The sequence below is a fragment of the Pseudonocardia alaniniphila genome, assembly GCF_022524485.1.
Taxonomy (GTDB): Bacteria; Actinomycetota; Actinomycetes; order Mycobacteriales; family Pseudonocardiaceae; genus Pseudonocardia; species Pseudonocardia alaniniphila.
In genome coordinates, this window is record NZ_JAKXMK010000013.1 from 134,014 (window position 1) to 155,668 (window position 21,655).

Annotated in this window: 24 protein-coding genes; 9 read left to right on the forward strand and 15 right to left on the reverse strand. The window is 71.7% G+C overall.

The window, feature by feature from the left end; genetic code table 11:
• Window positions 1-36 precede the first annotated feature (36 nt).
• The 4 genes from MMF94_RS17075 to MMF94_RS17090 all read left to right on the forward strand — a co-directional run bounded on the left by MMF94_RS17075 (window position 37) and on the right by MMF94_RS17090 (window position 3,744).
• Window positions 37-636, forward strand: coding sequence for a maleylpyruvate isomerase N-terminal domain-containing protein (locus tag MMF94_RS17075; protein ID WP_241037765.1), 600 nt, complete (start codon window positions 37-39; stop codon window positions 634-636).
• Window positions 637-728: 92 nt separating this feature from the next.
• Window positions 729-2,576, forward strand: coding sequence for a translation elongation factor 4 (lepA, locus tag MMF94_RS17080; protein ID WP_241037766.1), 1,848 nt, complete (start codon window positions 729-731; stop codon window positions 2,574-2,576).
• 68 nt (window positions 2,577-2,644) lie between these two features.
• Window positions 2,645-3,076: a hypothetical protein gene (locus tag MMF94_RS17085; RefSeq protein ID WP_241037767.1), complete on the forward strand. Its 432-nt coding sequence runs from the start codon at window positions 2,645-2,647 to the stop codon at window positions 3,074-3,076.
• Entirely contained in the window at window positions 3,076-3,744 is a 669-nt protein-coding gene (locus MMF94_RS17090) for an MOSC domain-containing protein (protein WP_241037768.1), read from the forward strand. The genes MMF94_RS17085 and MMF94_RS17090 overlap by 1 nt, the downstream gene beginning before the upstream one ends.
• A gap of 75 nt (window positions 3,745-3,819) precedes the next feature.
• On the opposite strand, the gene MMF94_RS17095 is transcribed toward MMF94_RS17090, so the two are convergent.
• Both MMF94_RS17095 and MMF94_RS17100 read right to left on the reverse strand, forming a co-directional pair.
• Window positions 3,820-4,236 (reverse strand): MarR family winged helix-turn-helix transcriptional regulator, encoded by a 417-nt coding sequence (locus tag MMF94_RS17095; RefSeq protein WP_241037769.1) that lies wholly within the window; start codon window positions 4,234-4,236, stop codon window positions 3,820-3,822.
• Between the two features lie 148 nt (window positions 4,237-4,384).
• Window positions 4,385-5,350 carry a zinc-binding dehydrogenase gene (locus MMF94_RS17100; RefSeq protein WP_241037771.1) on the reverse strand — a complete coding sequence of 322 codons (966 nt, stop codon included), beginning with the start codon at window positions 5,348-5,350 and terminating at the stop codon, window positions 4,385-4,387.
• A gap of 68 nt (window positions 5,351-5,418) precedes the next feature.
• On the opposite strand from MMF94_RS17100, the gene MMF94_RS17105 reads away from it, so the two are divergent.
• Complete coding sequence (locus MMF94_RS17105) at window positions 5,419-5,616, forward strand: hypothetical protein (RefSeq protein WP_241037774.1); 198 nt, start codon at window positions 5,419-5,421, stop codon at window positions 5,614-5,616.
• On the opposite strand, the gene MMF94_RS17110 is transcribed toward MMF94_RS17105, so the two are convergent.
• On the reverse strand, window positions 5,613-6,515 hold the full coding sequence (locus tag MMF94_RS17110) for an NAD-dependent protein deacetylase (RefSeq protein ID WP_379660472.1): 903 nt from the start codon (window positions 6,513-6,515) through the stop codon (window positions 5,613-5,615). The two genes, MMF94_RS17105 and MMF94_RS17110, sit on opposite strands and share 4 nt — an antisense overlap.
• 92 nt (window positions 6,516-6,607) lie before the next feature.
• Between MMF94_RS17110 and MMF94_RS17115 the strand changes: the two genes are divergently transcribed.
• The gene (locus tag MMF94_RS17115; RefSeq protein ID WP_241037778.1) at window positions 6,608-7,213 is read left to right on the forward strand and encodes a TIGR03086 family metal-binding protein; all 606 of its coding nucleotides are present in this window, start codon (window positions 6,608-6,610) and stop codon (window positions 7,211-7,213) included.
• 32 nt (window positions 7,214-7,245) lie between these two features.
• Here the strand turns inward: MMF94_RS17115 and MMF94_RS17120 are convergent, their stop codons facing one another.
• Genes MMF94_RS17120 through MMF94_RS17130 form a run of 3 tightly spaced genes read right to left on the reverse strand, consistent with a single transcriptional unit; the run spans window position 7,246 to window position 10,795 of the window.
• Window positions 7,246-8,013, reverse strand: a complete 768-nt coding sequence (locus tag MMF94_RS17120) for an enoyl-CoA hydratase-related protein (protein ID WP_241037780.1) — start codon at window positions 8,011-8,013, stop codon at window positions 7,246-7,248.
• The gene (locus tag MMF94_RS17125; RefSeq protein WP_241037783.1) at window positions 8,010-9,956 is read right to left on the reverse strand and encodes an ABC transporter ATP-binding protein; all 1,947 of its coding nucleotides are present in this window, start codon (window positions 9,954-9,956) and stop codon (window positions 8,010-8,012) included. Before MMF94_RS17125 ends, MMF94_RS17120 begins: the two co-directional genes overlap by 4 nt.
• Window positions 9,957-9,997: 41 nt before the next feature.
• On the reverse strand, window positions 9,998-10,795 hold the full coding sequence (locus tag MMF94_RS17130) for a helix-turn-helix domain-containing protein (RefSeq protein WP_241037785.1): 798 nt from the start codon (window positions 10,793-10,795) through the stop codon (window positions 9,998-10,000).
• Between the two features lie 137 nt (window positions 10,796-10,932).
• Here MMF94_RS17130 and MMF94_RS17135 point away from each other — a divergent pair, with 137 nt between their 5' ends.
• The gene (locus tag MMF94_RS17135) at window positions 10,933-11,298 is read left to right on the forward strand and encodes a PaaI family thioesterase (RefSeq protein WP_241037880.1); all 366 of its coding nucleotides are present in this window, start codon (window positions 10,933-10,935) and stop codon (window positions 11,296-11,298) included.
• 50 nt (window positions 11,299-11,348) lie between these two features.
• Here MMF94_RS17135 and MMF94_RS17140 read toward each other — a convergent pair whose 3' ends face one another.
• Window positions 11,349-12,464 (reverse strand): LLM class flavin-dependent oxidoreductase, encoded by a 1,116-nt coding sequence (locus tag MMF94_RS17140; protein WP_241037787.1) that lies wholly within the window; start codon window positions 12,462-12,464, stop codon window positions 11,349-11,351.
• A 223-nt stretch (window positions 12,465-12,687) separates the two neighbouring features.
• Here MMF94_RS17140 and MMF94_RS17145 point away from each other — a divergent pair, with 223 nt between their 5' ends.
• Together MMF94_RS17145 and MMF94_RS17150 are read left to right on the forward strand one after the other, a co-directional pair.
• On the forward strand, window positions 12,688-13,494 hold the full coding sequence (locus tag MMF94_RS17145) for an N-formylglutamate amidohydrolase (protein WP_241037788.1): 807 nt from the start codon (window positions 12,688-12,690) through the stop codon (window positions 13,492-13,494).
• Window positions 13,495-13,656: 162 nt separating this feature from the next.
• Window positions 13,657-15,582 (forward strand): FAD/NAD(P)-binding protein, encoded by a 1,926-nt coding sequence (locus MMF94_RS17150; protein WP_241037789.1) that lies wholly within the window; start codon window positions 13,657-13,659, stop codon window positions 15,580-15,582.
• A gap of 52 nt (window positions 15,583-15,634) precedes the next feature.
• On the opposite strand, the gene MMF94_RS17155 is transcribed toward MMF94_RS17150, so the two are convergent.
• The 8 genes from MMF94_RS17155 to MMF94_RS17190 all read right to left on the reverse strand — a co-directional run bounded on the left by MMF94_RS17155 (window position 15,635) and on the right by MMF94_RS17190 (window position 21,654).
• Entirely contained in the window at window positions 15,635-15,880 is a 246-nt protein-coding gene (locus MMF94_RS17155; protein ID WP_241037790.1) for a hypothetical protein, read from the reverse strand.
• 137 nt (window positions 15,881-16,017) lie between these two features.
• Entirely contained in the window at window positions 16,018-16,197 is a 180-nt protein-coding gene (locus MMF94_RS17160) for a hypothetical protein (RefSeq protein ID WP_241037791.1), read from the reverse strand.
• Between the two features lie 150 nt (window positions 16,198-16,347).
• On the reverse strand, window positions 16,348-17,229 hold the full coding sequence (locus MMF94_RS17165) for an ABC transporter permease (protein WP_241037793.1): 882 nt from the start codon (window positions 17,227-17,229) through the stop codon (window positions 16,348-16,350).
• Window positions 17,216-18,007: an ABC transporter ATP-binding protein gene (locus MMF94_RS17170; RefSeq protein WP_241037796.1), complete on the reverse strand. Its 792-nt coding sequence runs from the start codon at window positions 18,005-18,007 to the stop codon at window positions 17,216-17,218. The genes MMF94_RS17165 and MMF94_RS17170 overlap by 14 nt, the downstream gene beginning before the upstream one ends.
• Window positions 18,004-19,098: an ABC transporter substrate-binding protein gene (locus MMF94_RS17175; protein ID WP_241037798.1), complete on the reverse strand. Its 1,095-nt coding sequence runs from the start codon at window positions 19,096-19,098 to the stop codon at window positions 18,004-18,006. The genes MMF94_RS17170 and MMF94_RS17175 overlap by 4 nt, the downstream gene beginning before the upstream one ends.
• A 109-nt stretch (window positions 19,099-19,207) precedes the next feature.
• Window positions 19,208-19,351: a hypothetical protein gene (locus MMF94_RS17180; protein ID WP_241037801.1), complete on the reverse strand. Its 144-nt coding sequence runs from the start codon at window positions 19,349-19,351 to the stop codon at window positions 19,208-19,210.
• A gap of 164 nt (window positions 19,352-19,515) precedes the next feature.
• Window positions 19,516-20,298 carry a sirohydrochlorin chelatase gene (locus MMF94_RS17185; RefSeq protein ID WP_241037881.1) on the reverse strand — a complete coding sequence of 261 codons (783 nt, stop codon included), beginning with the start codon at window positions 20,296-20,298 and terminating at the stop codon, window positions 19,516-19,518.
• Window positions 20,299-20,343: 45 nt separating this feature from the next.
• Window positions 20,344-21,654, reverse strand: a complete 1,311-nt coding sequence (locus MMF94_RS17190; RefSeq protein WP_241037803.1) for a sulfate adenylyltransferase subunit 1 — start codon at window positions 21,652-21,654, stop codon at window positions 20,344-20,346.
• Window position 21,655: the final 1 nt, after the last annotated feature.

Sequence of the window (21,655 nt, forward strand, 5' to 3'; positions counted from 1 at the left end):
GATCGACCGGATCGATATGCCGGATACGTTCCGGTCGTGAATGCGACGGACCTGAAGGAGGCAGCGGCAGTCTGCGCTGCCGTGCTCGGCGAGGCCGTGGACCGGGACTGGTCGGGACCGGCGGGTGACCTTCGGATGAGCGTCGCCGAGACCGTGGCGCACGTCGGGGACACGCTGCTCTGGTATGCCGCCGATGCAGCGGCGGGGCCCGTCGAGCTGTCGACCATGGACCTGCGGGTGCGCCCGGAGACGCCCCCCGCCGGGTTGCTCGCGACCGTGCAGGCCCATGCGGCCGTGCTTGCCGCCGTCGTCACCGTGACTCCCGTGGAGGGGCGGGGCTGGCATCCGGCCGGGCTCGCCGACGCGTCCGGCTTCGCCGCGATGGGGTGCGACGAGATCCTGGTGCACACCGCCGATGCCGCGGCCGGCCTCGGCGTGTCGTTCACACCGGACCCGGCGCTCGCCGCCCGCGTGGTGCACCGGCTCTTTCCGTGGGCCCCCGGCCACCCCGATCCGTGGGCCGTCCTGCTGTGGTGCAACGGCCGTGCGCCGCTGGGCGAGCGGCCGCGGCGCGAGGGCTGGCGATGGCACTGCGCGCCCCTCGGCGAGTGGGACGGGAGCGACCCGGCGGCGTAGTCGGACCGTCGGCATCGTCGCGCTGACCGGCACCGTCGTGCCCGCCGCGCCGCATGGGACGATAGAGGGACCCGTACTGAATGGATCCGTGAGTGAGCTCGTTCGCCGACCAGACCTTCACGCCTCCGGAGCTGATCCGGAACTTCTGCATCATCGCCCACATCGACCACGGCAAGTCCACCCTGGCCGACCGCATGCTGCAGCTCACCGGTGTGGTCGAGGAGCGGGCCATGCGCGCCCAGTACCTCGACCGGATGGACATCGAGCGCGAGCGCGGCATCACGATCAAGGCGCAGAACGTGCGGCTGCCGTGGCAGGTCGACGGGCAGAACCATGTCCTGCACCTCATCGACACCCCTGGCCACGTCGACTTCACCTATGAGGTGAGCCGCGCCCTGGAGGCGTGCGAGGGGGCGATCCTGCTCGTCGACGCCGCTCAGGGCATCGAGGCCCAAACTCTCGCCAACCTTTACCTGGCGCTGGAGAAGGACCTCACGATCATCCCGGTCCTCAACAAGATCGACCTGCCCGCCGCCGATCCCGACCGTTATGCGGCGGAGATCGCCCACATCGTGGGCTGCGAGCCCGGCGACGTGCTGCGGGTGAGCGCCAAGACCGGGCTCGGCGTGCGTGAGTTGCTCGACGAGGTGGTCCGGCTGGTTCCGGCGCCGGTCGGCGACGCCGATGCCCCGGCCAGGGCGATGATCTTCGACTCGGTGTACGACACCTACCGCGGCGTCGTCACCTACATCCGCGTGGTCGACGGGAAGATCACCCCGCGCGAGCGCATCAAGATGATGTCCACCGGCACCACCCACGAGCTGCTCGAGGTGGGCATCGTCTCGCCGGATCCCAAGCCGAGCGCCGGGCTCGGGGTCGGCGAGGTGGGCTACCTGATCACCGGTGTGAAGGACGTCCGCCAGTCGAAGGTGGGCGACACCGTCACGAGCCAGCGGGGCGGCGCCACCGAACCGCTCACCGGCTACCGCGAGCCCCGGCCGATGGTCTACTCCGGGCTCTACCCGGTGGACGGCTCGGAGTATCCGGACCTGCGCGAGGCGCTGGACAAGCTGCAGCTCAACGACGCCGCGCTCACCTACGAGCCGGAGACGTCGGCCGCGCTGGGCTTCGGCTTCCGCTGCGGCTTCCTCGGGCTCCTGCATCTGGAGATCACCCGCGACCGGCTGGAGCGCGAGGCCGGCCTGGACCTCATCTCCACCGCGCCGAACGTGGTGTACCGGGTGATCAAGGACGACGGCACCGAGATGACGGTGACCAACCCATCGGACTGGCCGACGGGCAAGGTCGCGCAGGTCTTCGAGCCGGTCGTCAAGGTGACGGTCCTGGCCCCGTCGGAGTTCATCGGCACGATCATGGAGCTGTGCCAGGGCAGGCGTGGCCAGCTCGGCGGAATGGACTACCTGTCGGAGAGCCGGGTCGAGCTGCGCTACACGATGCCGCTCGCGGAGATCATCTTCGACTTCTTCGACGCCCTGAAGTCGCGCACACGCGGCTACGCGAGCCTCGACTACGAGGAGGCGGGCGAGCAGGAAGCCGATCTGGTCAAGGTCGACATCATGCTGCAGGGAGAGCCGGTTGACGCGTTCTCGGCGATCCGCCACAAGGACGACGCCTACTCCTACGGCACGGCCATGACCACGAAGCTGCGCGAGCTGATCCCGCGCCAGCAGTTCGAGGTGCCGATCCAGGCGGCGATCGGGTCGCGGATCATCGCGCGCGAGAACATCCGGGCGATCCGCAAGGACGTGCTCGCCAAGTGCTACGGCGGCGACATCACCCGCAAGCGCAAGCTGCTGGAGAAGCAGAAGGAGGGCAAGAAGCGGATGAAGACCATCGGACGGGTCGAGGTGCCGCAGGAGGCCTTCGTGGCGGCGCTGTCCACCGACTCCGCAGGCGACGCGAAGTCCGGGAAGAAGTAGCACCTCCCCCGGGTTCGGGCCCTGAATACTGATCGTCGCTGATCAACGATCAGCCTACGATGGGCGCCATGACGGATGCGCCGGTGTTCCCCGGTGGGGGATCACCGGGCGTCGCGGGGCTCGTACTGGTGCTCGTGCTGCTCGTCGGGGTGGTCGCCGGACGCACGAAACGGCGGTGGGCGCTGTTGCTCACCGGGCTGCTCGGGGTGCTGGTGTTCGGAGTCCTTGTCATCGCGGTGGCCGGGGCTCCCGATCCGGCGGTTCCCGGCGATCGGGCCGCCGAGATGACGGCGTTCTATACCGTGGTGGTGCCGCTCCTCGTGGCGTTTGCGGCTGGATGGCTGTGCGGGAGGGCAGGCTGGATCCAGCGCGTGGTCGTGGTCGGGGTGGCGGCGCTGATCGTCGCGGCCTTCCCGTATGCCGCAGCAGGCGGGGTTACGGCCGACACATTGCCCGGTGCGCCGGTCGGAGTGCCGGGAGGAGAACAGGGGGGACCGTGATGACGACATCGACCGGGCCGGGGGTGGAAGGCCGTGTCGAGTCCGTGAACCTGGCCGTCGTTCGCACCGGCGAGTGGACGATGCAGAAGGGGCGATCCGGCATCGACAAGCGCCCCGTGGATCACTCGGTGCTGCTCACCGCCGACGGTGTCGAAGGCGACACCATCTGTGATCTCAAACACCACGGCGGGCCTGACCAGGCCGTCTATGCCTACTCGTGTGACGACCTGGCGTTCTGGGCGGCCGAGCTCGGACAGCCGCTGTCGCCGGGCGCGGTGGGGGAGAACCTCACCCTCTCCGGGGTGGACTGTTCCGGAGCCGTGGTGGGCGAGCGCTGGCAGATCGGCGCGGCCGTGCTCCAGGTGCGGGGTCCACGCATCCCGTGCCGGGTGTTCGCCGGGTTCCGCGGCGTGCCCGACCTGGTGAAGCGCTTCATCGCCGCAGGAAGGCCGGGCGCGTACCTGGCCGTCCTGCGGCCCGCAGCGGTGAAGGGGGGCGACACCGTGCGTGTGGTCGACCGCCCCGCCCACGGCGTCACCGTGGCCCACATCCTGGCGGCACGCACCGGCGAGCGAACGCTCCTGCCGCAGGTGGCAACCGCCCGCGAGCACCTCGGTGTTCGCGGACGAGCTTGGCTGGACAGGACGCTCGACGTGACGAGGACCTGATCGGGGCTATGGGGGAAGCGGTTGGGGTGGGGAGACGGTCGATGGGGGGAGGCTTGCGGGGGGCGAGGGGTCTGATCAGGCTGTGACGCCCTGGCTTGCCAGGGCCTCGAGGAGTTCGGCGAGCTGGGCACGTTCGGGCGTGTGGGGGGAGCCGAGTGCTTCACCTGCGCGGCGTTCCACTCGCCCGCAGACCCGCTCGACCACTGCCCGCCCGTCCCCCGCGAGGTGGACCAGGACGCGGCGGCGGTCTACCGGATCGGTGCGCCGGTAGGCCAGCTTGGCCGCGACCAACCGGTCCACGACACGGGTTGCCGTGGGCGCCGGCAGAGCAGTGTGCGAGGCGATCTCACCCATGCTCCGGCCGCCGCCACGGGCCAGCATCAGCAGCACTCGCCAGCCGTCACGGCTGACGCCCTCTGCCGAGGTGACCGGTGACAGCGCGGCAGCAACCGCACGGTCCAACCGGTCGAGTAGCTCGACCAGACCTGTCACTCGTGGCACCGGGATGTACACGGACCCCGGCGCCATTCGACTTGGTGGCTCAGACACGGTTACTTACTGTACGTCCTGAGAGGGCCAAGCGGGTCTCTCAGGAACCACTTGCCATAGACGAGCGGCTGATCCAACGCGACGGATGGCGTCATCGACGGAAGACGATCTTGCCGGAAGTGTCGCCTTCGAGCATTGCCCGGAACCCCTCTTCTGCCCGTTCCATGGGCAGTTCGAGCCCGATTTCAGGGCTGATTCGCGCGTTGGAGACGAAAGTGAGCAGGTCGGAGAGCTCTTCCCGGGTGCCCATGGTCGAGCCGATGACGCGCAGCTGGAGGAAGAAAAGCCGCTGGAGATCTGCCCCAGGATTGGGACCGCTCGTCGATCCGCTGACCACAACCACCCCACCGGGCTTGAGTGCCCGCATCGAGTGTGACCACGTGGCGTCACCAACAGTCTCGAACACGGCGTCGACACGCTCGGGCAGCCGCTCGCCCGACGGGAACGTGGCGTGCGCCCCCAGTTTCTCCGCCACCGCCCGCTTCTCCTCCGTGCGACCGGTGACCCAGACGCGCATCCCGGCCGCGCTGCCGAGCTGTACCAGGGCCGTGGAGACGCCACCGGAGGCTCCCTGCACGAGCATCGTCTGGCCCGGCCGCAGGCCCGACTTCACGAACAGCATCCGGTAGGCGGTGAGCCAGGCCGTACCCATGACCGCCGCCTGCGCCGCCGTGAGGTTCTCGGGCTTCGGCAGGACGTTGCGCTTCGGGACGACCACGGTGTCGGCGAACGTGCCCTGGTGCTTCTCGGTGAGCAGCGAGCGCTTCGGGTCGAGGGTCTCGTCGCCGAACAGCGAGGCGTCCCCGATCACCGAGTGCAGCACGACCTCCGTGCCGTCCTCGAGCGTGCCGGCACCGTCACAGCCGAGGATCATCGGGAACTGCTCGGGCTTGATTCCGACGCCGCGCAGCGTCCAGAGGTCGTGCATGTTGAGGCTCGCGGCGGAGACACGGACGGCCACCCAGCCGTCGGGAACCTCGGGCTCGGGGCGCTCGCCCACGGTCAGGGAGTCGAGGGGAGCATCGGCATTGGGCTCTGCGGCGTAGACGGCGAACATGCCACGGAAACTAGTCGCATCGGTGAGCCGCTACCGTGTGGATGCAGAGAGAGGGAGAAGGTGAGCTGATGTTGCGCGCAGTGGCCGACTGGTGGGATGCCGTCGAGCTGTGGATCACCCAGCTCCCGTTCCCGATGCAGGTGGTGCTCGCCATCCTCGTGGTGCTGCCGCTCTGCTGGGGCACAGCTGCCGGTGTGGACCGCCTGGTCGACCTGGCGGCCGCCCAGCTGGGGCGCGACCGTACGAACGGCCCGTCGGCCCGCTAGGAACGCACGGGAGTGCCGTTCGTCCGGCCGCCGTCGGTCCAGCTGAGCCGCGCCACCGCGGCGATCGCGGGGAGCACCTCCGAGCAGCCGCCGTCCACCAGCACGTCAGCGAGGTCGTCACCCCTGGTGCGACCGCGGTTGACGATCACCACGGGCGTTCCGATCTTGCGCGCGTGCCGCACGAAACGCAGCCCGGACATCACCGCGAGCGAGCTGCCCGCGACGAGCAGTGAGCCCGCCGCGTCGACCATCGCGTAGGCCCGTGCCACGCGATCGCGCGGGACGTTCTCGCCGAAGAAGACGACGTCGGGCTTGAGCGCGCCGCCGCAGCCCGCGCATTCGGCGAGCCGGAACCCGTCGGTGGCCTCGAGTGCCGCGTCACCGTCGGGGGCTGTCTCGACGTTCTCGCCTGCTGCGTCGACGAAACCCGGGTTGAGCGCGGCGAGGCGGCCCTGGAGCTCGTCGCGCGGGCTGCGGCGGCCACAACCGAGACACACGACGTCGGCGATGCAGCCGTGCAGGTCGATCAGTGTGCGGCTGCCGGCGGCGGTGTGGAGCCCGTCGACGTTCTGCGTGATGAGCCCGTGCAGGGCGCCGGCGCGTTCCAGTTCGGCGAGAGCGTGGTGGCCCGGGTTGGGTTCGGCGCGGGCCATCCGGGCCCAGCCGACGTGGCTGCGGGCCCAGTAGCGGCGCTGGGCGTGTTCCCCGGAGACGAACTCCTGGTAGGTCATGGGGCTGCGGCGGGGGGAGCCGGGGCCGCGGTAGTCGGGGATGCCGGAGTCGGTGGAGAGCCCCGCGCCCGTGAGCGCCACCACCGGTCTCCTGGCGAGCACGCCCAGCGCCCGGTCCAGCGCCTCGTCCAGAGCCTTGCCGGGGGTGTCCGGGGCCCCCTCCAGCACGTCCACGTGACCAGGCTAACCGTCGGCTGCAGGGGCCCAGGCTGTCGCGTTCGTGCAATACCGGGATGAGGGCATCGCGGGAGATTGACGACGTGGACAGTGCCGATCACCTCAGCCGAAGCATCGATCTCGCGGTCGCCGCGATCAAGGGCGCAAGCCTCGCCCGGTACGACGATCCCTCCCCGTGCTCCGACTACAGCGTCCGCGAGGTGGTCAACCACCTCGCGTTCGGTTTCCTGCTGGCCCACCGCTCGGCCACCAGGCAGGCCTGGGACTCGTCCTGGACGGCCGCGGACCGCACGCCCTACCTCCAGGGCCGTCCGGAGAGCGAGTGGGCACAGGCCTGCGTGGAGGAGGCCACGGCCGCGGCGCAGGCGTGGGCCGCTCCGTCGGCGTGGGAGGGCGAGTCACAGATGGGCGGCTCGCCGATGCCCGCGGCGATGATCGGCTCGATCATGACGTCGGAGTTCGTGGTGCACGCCTGGGACCTCGCCGTCGCCACCGGGCAGCCGATCCACGTGCCGTCCGGCCTCGACCAGGTGGTGCTCGACGGCGTCGAGGCGATGGCGCCGATGGGACGCGATGGCGGCTGGTTCGGCGCCGAGGTCACGGTGGCCGCCGACGCGCCGGTGTTCGAGCGGGCACTCGCAGCGTCGGGTCGCGACCAGCGCTGGACCCCGCCGGCACCGGCGGGGTGATCGTCGGGCCGCGCCTCGGCGCCCTGGCCGCGCTAACGCGCCCAGGAAGGCGCGCGCTTCTCCGCGAAGGCCCGCATCCCCTCCTGGCCCTCCTCGCCGGCGAAGAAGCGGGCCGAGAGCTCCTGCATCTCGGCGAGCTGGTCGGCCATCGCGGCCGGCCGCTCGCGGCGCAGCATCTCCTTGGTGGCGGCCAGCGCGCCCGGGGCCCCCATCCGCAGGGCCTCGGTGTAGCGGTGCACCTCCGCGTCGAGCGCCGCAGCAGGCACGGCGGTGTTGATCAGGCCGATCTGCGCGGCGCGGGTGGCGTCGAAGGTCTCGCCGGTGAGGAACAGCTCGTGCGCGGCGCGCGGCAGCAGGCGCGGGAGCACGGTGACCGAGATGACCGCCGGGACGACGCCGATGCGCACCTCGCTGAACGCGAAGGTGGCGTTCTGGGCTGCCACGGCGATGTCGCACGCCGCCACGAGCCCGACGCCACCGGCTCGGGCCGGACCCGCCACCCGCGCGAGCACCGGGGTGGGCGAGGCCCAGATCCGTTCCAGGATCGCGGGGAACTCGTTGATGCCCTGGTTCTGCGCTCCCGCCCCGCGCGACTCCTTGAGGTCCATCCCCGAGCAGAAAACCCGGCCGGTGTGGGTGAGCACGACCACCCGCACCCCGTCGTCCGCGATGGCCGTGCCGAGGTGCGCCAGTAGCTCCCGGCGCACCTGCGCGGAGAGCGCGTTGCGGTTGGCGGGGGAGTCCAGCGTGATCGTCGCGACGCCCGCGGCGACGTCGAGGTGCACCAGCTCGTCGGTCATGCTGGGACGGTATCCGGCTCGCCCGCGGACTCGGCGTACGCGCGGGCCTGCAACGTGAACAGCTCGTGGTAGGTGCCGCCGTGCGCCATCAGCTCCTCGTGGCGGCCGTGCTCGATCAGCCTGCCCTGTTCCAGCACCAGGATCTGGTCGGCGTGGCGGACGTTGGCCAGCCGGTGTGTGACGAGCACGGTGATGCGCTGCGCACCCGCCCCGGAGCGCCCGTGCAGCGTGCCGAAGACGGCGTGTTCGGCGCGGGCGTCGAGGGCCGCGGTCGGCTCGTCGGCGACCACCAGCGGCGCGTCGCGGTACAGGCCACGGGCCACCGACAACCGCTGCCACTGTCCGCCTGAGAGGTCCCGCCCGGTCTGGAACATCCGGGAGAGCACAGTGGCCCAGCCGTTGGGGAGGTCGGCCACGACGGTGTCGGTGCCGGACAGGCGGGCCGCTGCGTCGAGCTGCTCCGAGCCAGGGTCGGCGCGCTCCAGCCGTCCGATCCGCACGTTGTTCTCGGCCGTCATCGGCCAGTGCACCGGATCCTGCAGCACAACTGCTACCCGGGCGTGCAGAGCGCCGGCGTCGACCGCTGCTGTGTCGACGCCGTCCCAGGTGACGCTCCCAGCGGTGGGCAGGTACAGGCCGGTGATCAGTTTCGCCAAGGTGGACTTGCCGGACCCGTTCTCGCCCACCAGCGCGATGACCTCGCCACGGCGCATCGTGACATCGACGTCGGCCAGGGCGTACTCGTCCTGACCGGGATAGCGGAACGACGCCCCGGCCAGCGTGATCACCTCCGGGTCACCGTGCAGCTCGGCAACCGGCGGGAGGCGGCGGCGGGAGGCGGCGTCGGTGAGCGCGCTGCGGTAGAGGTCGAGGTAGAAGGTGGCCTCGTAGAGGCGGTTGGCCTGGAAGATCGTGGTGGTGGCCGCTTGGGCAGCAGTGCGCATGGCCAGCGCGGCTGCGCCGGCCAGGGCAAGCTCCAGGCTTCCGGCATAGATCAGGAACGCGAGCACCAGATAGGCCGCGGCCGTGCCGACGCCCGCGAGCGTGCGCCCCACGAGCTGGACCGAGGTCCGGTCGCGCTCGAGCCTGACGGCGTCGCGGGTGATCTCGTCGGAGATGCGGCGGTGCTCGCGAAGCAGCACCTCCTGGGTGGTGAACGCGCGTACCTCGGCGGCTTCGTCCCGCCCGGTGATCAGGCCGCTGGTCACCCCGAGGCGTCTGCGATGCGAATTCGTGCGCACGAAGTTGCTGAACATCAGCCGCGCGGTCCGGATCGATGCCCAGCCTCGCGGCAGCGCAGCGAGCAGCACGACCGGTGCCAGCAGCGGGTGCAGCAGCCCTGCTGTGACGACGGCAGCCGTCACCGACACCAGCGAGGCGAGCAGATCGCCGGTGTCCCGGACGACGGCCCGCACGCGGTCCGGGCCTTGGGTGGTGGCTCGCTCGACGAGTTCGGCGAAGTCCGGGTCGTCGAACGCCGCGAGCTCCACCCCGATCACCGCGGTGTGCAGCATGTCCTGTGCCCGCTGCTCCACGCGCGGCACGAGCGCGCCCGAAACTCCAGCCACGGCGGCGTCCAGCAGGCCACGGGCCGCGGCCGCAGCCACCACGACGGCGAGCGCGGGAAGCGCGGCCACCACGCGCTCCGGGGTGGGGCCTTGCTCCAGGAGCCGACTGAAGACGTTGGCCGTGGCCAGCAGCCCAAATGCCGTGATCACACCCGCGAGCAGCTCCAGCACCGCCGTGGCGATCGTGAGCGGCCGCGACGTCTGCCACGCCCACCGTGCGGCCAGCACCGCCGTGCGCGGTGCTGCGCGCGCCACGGCCGGCAGCCCGGCTTTCGCCACGGACTCGTAGCCCTGCGCCCACGAGGGCGTACCGATGTCGTCGACCCCGATCAGCGGGGCAGGCCCCGGCTTGTCACCCACGCGCTCCCCCGTCACGGATCTCCATGATCCATGACAGTGCAGGCAAGGGGGAGAGATCAGGCGAACCGCTCACGCAGGTACGCGGCGGTGGCGTCGTCCGCGGGGAAGAAGCTCTCGATGGCCACCTCCTCCAACGTCACGTCGAGCGGCGCGCCGAGCACGGCGACCGTGCTGAAGAGCGTGAGCTCCTGATCGGGGTGGCGCAGCCGCAGCGGCAGCACGATCCGGTCGCGCGGCTGTGCCGTCGGGTCGAGCCCGGCGTCCCGGCAGTACCCGACGAGCTCCCCGAGCAGCGCACGCAGCCCCGTGGAGGCCGCCCGCTCGGCCTGCCGGCGCACCCGCGACACGAGGTGCGCGGCGTACTCCTCCAGGTCGACGACGTGCGGCGCGAGCCCGCGCGGATGCAGGCTCACCCGCAGGACGTTGACGGGCGGGACCAGCAGTTCGGGGTCGACGAGGTCGGTGAGCAGTGCGATCCCCCGGTTGGCCGCGATCAGGTTCCACGAGCCGTCGACGAGGACGGCCGGGTAGGGCTCCTGACCGTCGAGGATCCGGCGCAGCGAGCGCTGCACCTCGCCCAGTTCGGCGTCGTCGAGGCCGTGCTGGGAGTAGGCCGGGGCGAACCCCGCCGCGATCATCAGCTCGTTCCGTCCGCGCAGTGGCACGTCCAGCTCCTCCGAGAGGTGCAGCACCATGTCCCGGCTCGGCTTCGACCGGCCGGTCTCCAGGAAGCTCAGGTGCCGGGCGGACACGTCGGCCTGGATACCGAGGTCGAGCTGGGTCAGCCGGCGGCGCTGTCGCCAGTCGCGCAGCAGCGAGCCGAACGCGGTGCCGGTGGTTGTCGCGGCGGTCATGGCGGGCACGTTAGCGGCGCCGGTGGGGTTGATCGATAACGTCCGGGGTAATGGACCGGCGGCCATGACCGCGACAGTCTCAGCACGTGACCGGATCACTCGAAACCGACGACCCCACCGCGCTGATGCACCGCCTGATGCCCTTCACCGCTCTGCTCGGCGCCACCGCGCTGCGCGCCGAACCGCAGGAGGTGGCGCTGCGGCTGGACTGGGACGAGTCCAGGTGCACGACCGCCGGGCTGCTCCACGGCGGAGCGCTGATGGCCCTCGCCGATGCCGCAGGTGGCTGGTGCGCCTTCCTCAACCTGCCCGACGGCGCGACGGGCACCGCCACCGTCACATCGGCGACGAACTTCCTGCGCCCTGTCACGTCAGGGCACGTCGAGGCCGTGCCCCGGGTGCTGCACCGTGGACGCACCACGATCATCGTCGACACGGAGGTGCGCGACGCGGCCGGGAAACTCGCGGCGCGGGTGACACAGACTCAGGCGGTGCTGCGCTGAGCCCCTGCGTGATCGGCGGGGCCCAGCGCGTCGCCGGTATGTGAGACGGGTCAGGCGGGCACAGCGGTGCGCGCCTCCTCGGCGTCGCGCCTGGCCACCTCGGCACGCACGAGCGGGATCACCTCGCGGCCGAACTCCACGGCGTCGGCGAGCAGGTCGTAGCCGCGGGCGGACAGGATCCGGACGCCGAGGTCGTAGTAGTCCAGCAGCGCCGCGGCCACCGTCTCCGGCGTGCCCACGAGCGCGGTGGAGTTACCGGCCCCGCCGGTGGCCTTCGCCGTGACGGTCCACAGTGCACGGTCGAAGCGCTCGCCCTGCGCGGCCACCTCCAGCAGCCGCTGCGAGCCCGCGTTCTCCGGGTCCGACAGCTTGTGGCGGCGGGTGAGCTGCGCCGTGCCGCCCTTCGTCCGGTCCTGGATGCGGGCCACGGTGGCGTAGGCCTTCTCCCAGGCCTCCTCCTCGGTGCGGCCGAGGATCGGGCGGAACGCCACCTGGAACGTCGGGACCGGGCGACCCGCCGCTCGGGCGAGCTCGCTGATCGTGGCGATCTGCTGGGCCGTGCCGGCGAGCGGCTCACCCCACAGTGCGTAGATGTCGGCCTCCTCCGCCCCGACCTTGTAGGCCGCGGGGGAGGAACCGCCGAAGGAGATGCGCGGGCGGGGCTTCTGGGCGGGCTCGACGTCCAGCACGAAGTCGCTGAAGTCGTAGTGCTCGCCGTGGAAGTCGAACGGCTCGCGTGACGTCCAGGCCTTCTTGAAGATCTGGATGGCCTCGCGGGTGCGGTCGTAGCGCTGGTCCTTGGGCAGGGTGTCGCCTTCGCGCTGCTGCTCGTGGTCGTTGCCGCCGGTGATCACGTGCAGGGTGAGGCGCCCGTCGCTGATCTGGTCGAGCGTGGCGACGGTCTTCGCGGCGAAGGTGGGGTAGGAGACGTTCGGCCGGTGGGCGAGCAGCAGTTGCAGCCGCTCGGTGTGGGTGGCGATGAGCGCGGCGGCCTGAGCGGGGTCCGGGCTGCCGGAGCTGTACGCCGTGAGCACCCGGTCCCAGCCGCTCTCCTCGTGGGCGCGGGCGAGGGCGAGCGTGTAGTCCTTGTCGAACGCGGGGCCGGTGCGCGGTGTCGTCTCCGTGCCGTTGTTGGTGGCGCCGATGCCGAGGAACTCGACGGGCATGGTGGTCCTTCCGGGTGGATGGGATGCGGGCTGGGGGCTCAGCGGCCCGGACAGGCCGCCGACCACACCCGGCCGAGGTCGATGTGTGCTCGCGTCACCAGGGGAACCCGGATGGTCACGTCCTCCACTGCAGCACCGCGGAGTGGGTCCGTCAACAAGACTTCGAACCGGTCACACGGGAGGAAGCACCGCAGGCGTGCCGGCCGACGGGCAGGATGGTCGGGTGCCGGATCCCCGCCTCCCGGACGCCCGTGCGGGCGATGCCCGGAGCCCCGTGTTGCTGCACGTCCCGCATGCCGGCACCGACATCCCTTCGTGGACCAGGCCGCACCTCGTGCTCGACGACGACGAGCTCGCGTCCGAACTGGCCGCGCTGACCGACCACCACACCGACCTGATCGCGACCGTCGCCGCGGAGCGGGCACGCGTCCGGCCCTGGGTGCTCGTGAACCGGGTGTCGCGGTTCGTGGTCGACCCGGAGCGGTTCCCCGACGAGCGGGAGGAGATGGCCGCGGCCGGCATGGCCGCCGTCTACACGCGGGGCACCCGCGGCCAGCCCGTCCGGGCGGACGATGCGGCGCATCGGGACCTGCTGCTCGCCGCCTACTACACGCCGTGGGCCGCCGCGGTCCAGGCCGCGGTGGACGACCGGATCAAGGCCACCGGACGCGCCGTGCTCGTGGACGTCCACTCCTACTCCACGACACCGCTGCCCTACGAGCTGCACGCCGACGGCCCGCGCCCGGCAGTGTGCCTGGGCGCCGACCCCGTGCACACGCCGTCGTGGCTCGTCGCGGCGGCGGAGACGGCGTTCGCCGCGATCGGGTCGGTCGCGGTGAACTCCCCGTTCGCCGGCACCTACGTCCCCCTCGCGCATTACGGCACCGACCCGCGGGTGCTCTCGGTCATGATCGAGATCCGCAGGGACGGGTACATGGCCGAACCGGGGGGCGCTCCCACTCCGGGCGCAGCTCGGGTTGCCGCCGCACTCGCTCACCTCGTCGACGCGGCCATGGAGTCCGGGACGTGACGCGAGACCGGTTCGCTGGCCGTGCCGGATCCACCGATCTACAGTCGAGGTATGGGGTTCCAGCTGTCGCGCCGGTGGCACGTGGACCTGTGCCGCACCAGCGCAGCTCTCTGAGAGGCAGGCCCGGACCGTCTTCCGTCCGCCTGCCGAGAGGAACCCTTTGTGACGTCCGCGATCGCGATCGTCGGCGCGGGACCGCGGGGCGTCGGCCTGCTCGAGCGCCTCGGCGCGAGCATCCCCGACCTGCTCCCTGCCACCTGCTGCGGGTCAGATGTCGACGTGCACCTGATCGATCCCTACCCGGCGGGTGCCGGGCGGATCTGGCGCCACGAGCAGTCCCCGTTGCTGGCCATGAACTCGATGGCCGCCGACGTCACCATGTTCACCGACGACACCGTCGTCTGTGACGGGCCGATCCGGCCGGGCCCGTCGTTCTGGGACTGGGCGCAGGAGCTGCGCGCGAGCGGTGACCCCGACGTGCTCGGCCCCGAACTGGCCGCCGAGCTGCGCGCCGTCACGGCCTCGACCTTCCCGAGCAGGCGGCTGCAGAGCGCGTACCTGAGCTGGGTGCTCGACGAGGTGATCGCGGGGTTGCCCCCGGGTGTGCGGGTGCACATCCACCGCACCCGGGCCGTCGAGCTGACCGAGGAGGGCGAGACACAGGTCGTGCACCTGGAGGACGGCTCGGCCCTGCACGTCGACGCGGTCGTGCTCGCCTCCGGGCACCTCGACGCAACGCCCACCGACGAGGAGCTCGCGCTGGTCGCCCGGGCCACCGGGCTCGGACTGCGCTACCTGCCGCCCGAGCAGACCACCGACTCCGACCTGTCGGTGATCGAGCCGGGGGAGACGGTGATCGTCCGTGGCATGGGGCTCGCGTTCGTCGACCTCATGGTGCTGATCTTCGAGGGCCGCGGTGGCCGGTTCGAGCCGACGGGCCCCGGCGAGGACACCCTGCGCTACATCCCGTCAGGCGCCGAACCGCGGCTGGTGGCGGGCTCGCCGCGCGGCGCGCCCTACCACTCCAAGACCCACTACGAGCTGCGCGCCGGACGTCCACCGCTGCCGCGATTCCTCGGACCGGCCGAGATCGACCCGCTGATCGCCGAGGGCGGTCCCGTCGAGCTGCTGGCGCAGGTGTGGCCGCTGATGGCCAAGGAGATCGCCTGGGGCTGGTACCACGAGCTGTTCCTCGGCCACCCCGACCGCGTCCGGCTTTCCTGGGACGAGTTCGCCGTCCGGTACGCCGAGCCGGCGTGGGGCACGCCGGAGATGGACGAGCTGCTCGCCGCCGCCGTGCCCGGCCCCGTCGACAGGATCGACTTCGCCGCTCTCGACCGCCCGCTCGACGGGTTGCACGCCCCCGACCTCGCCACCCTCCAGCCGCTCGTGCAGGAGCGGATAGCCGAGGACCTGCGCCAGCACGTCGATCCGGCCCACACCCCGCACCTGGGTGCCTTCGTCGCGATGCTCTCCGTGTACGGGCAGGTCGGCCGCCTGGTCGGCGCAGGCGCGCTCTCCGGGCGCTCGCAGGCGTTCGACCTGAGCTGGTGGCAGGGCTTCTTCAGCTCCGTCGCGAGCGGGCCGCCCGGGTTCCGCGTGCGGCAGCTGCTGGCCCTCGCCCGGGCGGGGTTCGTCCAGTTCCTCGGCGCCGGGATGTGGGTGGACATCGCCGACGGCATCTTCCACGCGGGCAGCGCGACGCTTCAGGACGCGCCGCCGGTCACGTCCACCGTGCTCGTCGATGCCCGGCTGCCCCACGCCAGCGCCGCACGTACCGTCGACCCGCTGGTGGCCGGCCTGATGCGCAGCGGGGCCGCCAGCGAACTCGAGCTCGTCGACGACGACGGCACCGTCCTGCGCAACACCGGTCAGCTGCGCGTGCGTCCGTCCGACGGTGCGTTGATCGATGCGTCGGGTGCGGTGCACCCGCACCGCTTCGCGGTCGGCCCGCACACCGCCGTGAAGCTGGCAGGTGCGTTCACCCGGCCGGGGATGAACTCACAGAGCCTGCGCTACAACGACGCCGTGGCACGCGCGGTGCTGCGCAGCCTCCCGAACAGCGCGGCTGAGGCCTCCGCGGCATAGGAACCGACGTCCGTCACGGCGGGGCCACGGCCACGCGGCCCCGCCGGTCCGATCAGGTGGCGCCCAGTGCCGGGTGACGGTGCAGGGCGCTGCGGGCCATCGCGAGTTCGTGTGCCACCTCGGCGGCGATGAGCTCGGCGTGCAGAGCGGCTTTCTGCGTGTCGCACGATTCCTGCAGCGCGAGCGCCCGGTGCCTGCGGACCAGGTCTTCGAGCGAGTCGAGCAGGCGGTCGGCGACGCTCGGACGGACGGACTCGCCTGCGGGTGGGGACGCGGACCCGGACGCGGAAGGGGACATCGTTGCCTCCTGGAGATGGAAGTCGGACGGGACGGGTCGACGGCCCGTCCGACAGAGCGCGCTCGCGTGGTGGGCCAGATCCCGATCCCATCGCCTCGTGAGCGACGACGACCGGGTTGAGGGGGGCACCGGTACCCCTACGCGGCGGTTTTCACGATCGTGGCGATCAGCTGGTCCTCCTCGCCGACGATCGCTCCAGCGGCGCTCACCGCCGCTCTGCTATCGATATTGCCATCGATCGACGCTGCGCCGACGGCCTGGCCGAAGCGCACGTCGGACGGCGGATACTGGTCGTTGCGCGGTTCGGTCATATCCACGGTTGTCCGTCCTGTCGCCGGGATCGCAGCTCGGTGCGCCATGCGCCACCGGAGGGGACGATCAGGACGGACAACACGTGCTGGGGACGCGGCAGAAGTCGATGTGCCGGCGCCGGGCGAACGTCGGCGCTCCGATCGACCGCCGCGCCATCACGTCGCCGAGGCGAGCCCGCGGGCCCGCAGGACGCGGCGCTCCAGCGGCCGGAACGCCAGGAGCTCGATACCGATGCCGACGAGCAGGATCAGGAAGATCGCCGCGATGACCCCGGGCATGCTGTTGAAGTCGCTGCCCTGTTTGAGGTAGGCGCCCAGCCCGATGCCCAGCTGCGGGGACGTGGCGATGATCTCGGCGGCCATCAGCGAGCGCCAGGAGAACGCCCAGCCCTGCTTGCAGCCGGAGATGTAGCCCGGCAGCGCCGCGGGCAGCAGGATCAGCCGCGCCGAGTCGATCCGCCCGGCGCCCATCACCTGACCCACGCGCGGCAGGATCGGCGGGATCTGGTCGATGCCGGAGACGAGGCCGTTGGCGATCGAGGGGACGGCGCCGAGCAGCACCACGAAGTAGATGGTGGTGTCGGTCAGCCCGAACCAGAGGACTGCTGCGGGCACCCAAGCGACCGACGGCAGGCTCTGCATGCCGGCCAGCAGCGGACCGATCGCAGCCCGCACCACTGGGACCTTCGCGACGAGGAGCCCGAGCGGCGTGGCGATCACCACGGAGGTGAGGAACCCGAGCACCGCGCGGTGCAGCGAGACCCACACGATGCTCCAGATGCTGCCGTCGGCGACCGTGCCGGCGAACTCGTGCCAGACCGTGAGCGGAGCGGGCAGCTGGTACTCCGGGTAGATCGCCGACGCCCAGACGGCCTGCCACACGGCGAAGAACAGGGCGATCGCGACCAGCGGCGGCAGCCCCGTCGCCAGCACCCGCCGGAGCACGGGCTTGCGCGCCTCGGTGGGGGTGTCGAGCGCGTCGAGCCCTGCCCCGACCGCGGCGGTGTCGGGGCGGGAGACGACCTCAGGCACGGCCATGCGTCGAGATCACCTCCCGGAGCCTGGCCGTGATCTCCTCGGTGAGCTCCTCGCGGTCGGCGCCGTCGGCGCCGAGATCCCACTCGCGCACGACGGTGCCCGGGCGGGACGACAGCAGCACCACCCGCTGCCCGAGCCGGACGGCCTCGCGGACGTCGTGGGTCACGAACAGCACGGCTGTGCCGGTGGCCTGCCAGATCCGTTGCAGCTCACCCTGCAGGAAGTCGCGGGTGATGGCGTCGAGCGCGGCGAACGGCTCGTCCATCAGCAGCAGTCCGCCTTCGGGGGCACCCGTGCCGTTCGAGGTGGCGGCAAGCGCGCGGGCCAGCGCGACACGTTGGCGCATGCCGCCCGACAGCTCGTGAGGACGCTTGCGCGCCTGACCGCCCAGACGGACGAGGTCCAGCAGTTCGGCCGCCCGGGTACGCCGCGCAGAGCGCCCGACCCCGGCGAGCCGCAACGGAAGCTCCACGTTGCGGCCTGCATCGAGCCACGGCAGGAGGGCAGGCTCCTGGAACATGACCGCCGGCCGGCCGCTGTCGACCGTCACGGTGCCGGACGTGGGCCGGTCCAGCCCGGCGACGAGGTTGAGCAGGGTGCTCTTGCCGCAGCCCGACGCCCCGAGCAGCACCACGAACTCACCCGGCCGCACTCGCAGGTCGACCTCGGTGAGCGCGGTGACCGTCTCGCTTCCGCGGCCGAAGACCTTCCCGACGCCCGTCAGGTCGACGGCCGCCTCGTGCTGGACGCCGACGGCATGATCGAGGATTGCGGTCATGAATTGCCTCCGGGCTTGTCGAGTCCGGCCGCGTCCACAGCGGGCTTGCCGGCGGCCTGCAGTTCGGCGTTCAGCGGCGCGACATCGATGAAGCTGGCCAGATCAGTGGGCTGCTCGGTGATCCCCGCCGTCACGCTGTCCTGCGCGAGCTGCGGGAACGTCGAGGCCAGCGGGTCGGGATCGAGCGTGATGTTCTCGAAGGCGCGGTCGATCACCGGCCCGGCGAGCGCGCTGCCGGCGAGCTTCTCCAGGCCCTGGTTGACGATCGTCTTGGCCTGTGCGGGATCCCGCTGCGCGAGGTCGATCGCCTTCAGGTGGGCCCGCAGGAGCGCACGTACGGTCTCCGGGTACTTCTGCAGGAAGTCGGCACGGACGAGCAGCACCGTGGTGGGGAAGCGCCCGTTCGGCCAAAGGGTGCTCTCGTCGACGAGCACCTTCGCCCCGGCGTCGAGCACGAGCCGCGAGCTCCACGGCTCGGGGAGCCAGCCGCCGTCCACGCTGCCCTGGCGGAACGCGTCGAGGGTGCGGGGGTTGTCCAGGTTGGCGATCTTCACGTCGCCCGGACCATCGCCCGCGGTGAGCCCGTTCTTCTTCAGCCACACCTTCAGGGCGATGTCCTGGGTGTTGCCGAGCTGCGGGGTGGCGATCGTGCGGCCCTTGAGCTGCTCGGGACTGGCGATATCGGGCTTCACGACGAGCTGGGCGCCGCCCTCGGTGGCGCCGGCGATGATGCGCACCTGGCCGTCGGACTTCGCGAAGGCGTTGATCGCCGGGCCGGAGCCGATGTAGGTGGCGTCGAGCGAGCCGCCGAGCAGCGCGTTGACCGCGTCGCCACCGGCGTTGAAGGTCTGCGGCGTGAGCGTGGTGCTGCCCAGCTCAGCGGTGAACAGGCCCTGTTCCACGCCGATGATCGCCGGGGCGTGGGTGACGTTGGGGAAGTAGCCGAGCCGTACCTCCTGCGCCTTCCCTCCGTCGACGGGTGCCGCCGCGCTGGCGGAGTCAGGGCGCTCGGCCCTCGAGCAACCGGTGGCGGCGAGCAGGGCCATGACGATCACGGCCGATAGCAGGGCGGAGGCGCGGAGCCGGGGCATCGGATGGAGTCCTGTTCTGAATGGGGGTGCCCGGCCGGTGCGCGGGCGGGGACACGCGTGCTGACGGCGCGCGGGATCGCGGCGGCTGATCAGCAGGGGGCGTGGTGGTTCAGCGACAGAACTCGTCGAAGGCGTGGCCGCGGCGGGACGGCCAGAACCTCTCGAGATCGGTGAAGAGCAGGTTCGACATGGCCGCTAGACGGGCACGCCGGGACGCGGCGCGGCCCGGCGGGCACTGCTGCGTCGACCTCACCCCACCATCGTGCGTCGCCGCCCGGCGGAGGACAACAAGGTGTCCGAGCAGCGGGAAGAGCCCAAAATGTCCGGACACGTGAATCACTGGACGCGCGCGTTCCGGAGCCATCGAGCTGTTCATGCGCCCGCCTCCACAGCAGTACGGCTCCATGGTGCGGAGGGTCAGCCTGCGGCACGGGAGGCGGCGGGAGTTTGTGCTGACGCGTATCTCTCCGCCACCAGGGTTGCCACCGCTGGGTGTGCCGCTAGTGGGCCCGCTCGCAGTACGTCCGGGCCCGCCGCGTGAGCGGAGCGCGCGATCGCGTCCGGGAGCAGGCCCGGGGCGAGGATCCACTGCGCCACCGCCACGCGCTCCGCCCCCTGCTCGCGGAGGGCGGCGATCGCCTGCGGCACCGTCGGCTCCGTTGCGGTCGCGAACGCCGCCGTGGCGCCTGCCCAACCGAACTTCCGGTGCCAGCCCTCGGCTACCTGCGCCACGGCGGCGTTGGCCGGTGCGTGCGAGGAGCCGATCGCGGCGAGCACGACGCCCAGCCCGGGGTCGTCGAGCGGTCCTGCGACAGCGGTGAGGCGATCCAGCGCGGCGGCCTCGAGCAGCGGGCTGCCGCCGAGCACGCCGGCCGTCGTGATGTGGAGCTGCGGGTGCCGTCGAGCAGCGCGAGCGACCTCGCCGGGGACGTCGACCCTGGCGTGGAAGGCATGACCGAGCAGCAGCGGGACGACCACCGCGGCCCGGTGGCCTTCGGCGGCGACCCCGGCGAGCACGTCCGGCAGCCGGGGCGCGGACAGGTCGAGGAAGCTCACGCGCACGTCGAGCTCCGGGCGCTGCCGGCGCACCTCGTCGGCGAGTGCTGCCACCGTGGCTGCCGACCGCGGATCGCGGCTGCCGTGCGCGACCGCGACCAGCACGGGAGCCTGCCCCCCGTCGTCGGCCGGTTCGGGCCGCAGGGCGGCGCGGGACCGGCGGACGAGGACGGGTTGGAGCGGCACGGCCTACCCCGCTAGCGAAAGCGGATGGCCGACGAGGCCCGCCGCGAGCGTGTTGCCGGTGGGCGGGTCGATGAGCAGGAAGCTGCCGGTGGCGCGGATGTCCGCGTACTCGTCGACGGGGAGCTGGTCGGCCGTGCGCAGCGCGACGCGCGCGATGTCGTTGATCCCCAGCTGCTCGGGCGCGTCCACATAGGACACGGTCTCGGTGTCCAACCGCTCGCCGAGCGCGCCGACGATCACCTGGGTGGTGCGCGCACCGTGCTTGAGCAGCAGCCGGGCGCCCGGCCGCAGCGGCTTGTCGGCCAGCCAGCACAGCGTGGCGTCCAGCTCGCTGGTCAGCCGCGGCGGAGCGCCGGCCGAGGCGAGCAGGTCGCCGCGGGAGATGTCGATGTCGTCCTCCAGCAGCACCGTGACGCTGCGCCCGGCACCCGCTGCGTCGAGCGGCCCGTCCGCGGTGTCGACGCGCGCGACCCTGGTGCGGGCACCGCCGGGCAGCACCACGACCTCGTCACCCGGGCGCACGGTCCCGGCGGCCACCTGACCTGCGTAGCCGCGGTAGTCGTGCAGGTCCTCGGTGCTTTCCCGCGGACGGATCACGTACTGCACCGGCATGCGGAACGGCGCCGCAACCTCCGGCCCGGCCACGGGAACCGACTCCAGGTGCCCGAGCAGGGTCGGCCCGTCGTACCAGGGGGTGCGCGCCGAGCGTTCGACGACGTTGTCGCCGACGAGCGCCGACACCGGGATCGTCACAACGGCGTCGTCGGCGAAGCCGAGCGAGCGGGCGAGCCCGGCGAAGTCCTTGGCGATCGCGGCGAGCACAGCCTCGTCGTAGTCGACGATGTCGATCTTGTTGATGGCCAGCACGAGCCGCGGCACCCGCAGCAGGGCGAGCACGGCGGCGTGCCGACGGGTCTGCTCGACCACGCCGTGGCGGGCGTCGACGAGCAGCACCGCGAGCTCCGCGGTGGACGCGCCGGTCACCGTGTTGCGGGTGTACTGCACGTGGCCCGGCGTGTCGGCGAGCACGAACTCACGGGTCGGCGTGCCGAAGTAGCGGTAGGCCACGTCGATCGTGATGCCCTGCTCGCGCTCCGCGCGCAGGCCGTCCACCAGCAGCGAGAGGTCGGGGGCGGAGAGCCCCTTGTCGACCGAGGCGCGCTGCACGGCCTCGATCTGGTCGGCCAGCACCGACTTGGTGTCGTAGAGCAGGCGCCCGACGAGTGTCGACTTCCCGTCGTCGACGCTGCCTGCGGTGGCGAAGCGGAGCAGATCCCGAGCTCTGCCGTGTGATTCGCTCGTGACCTCGCTCATG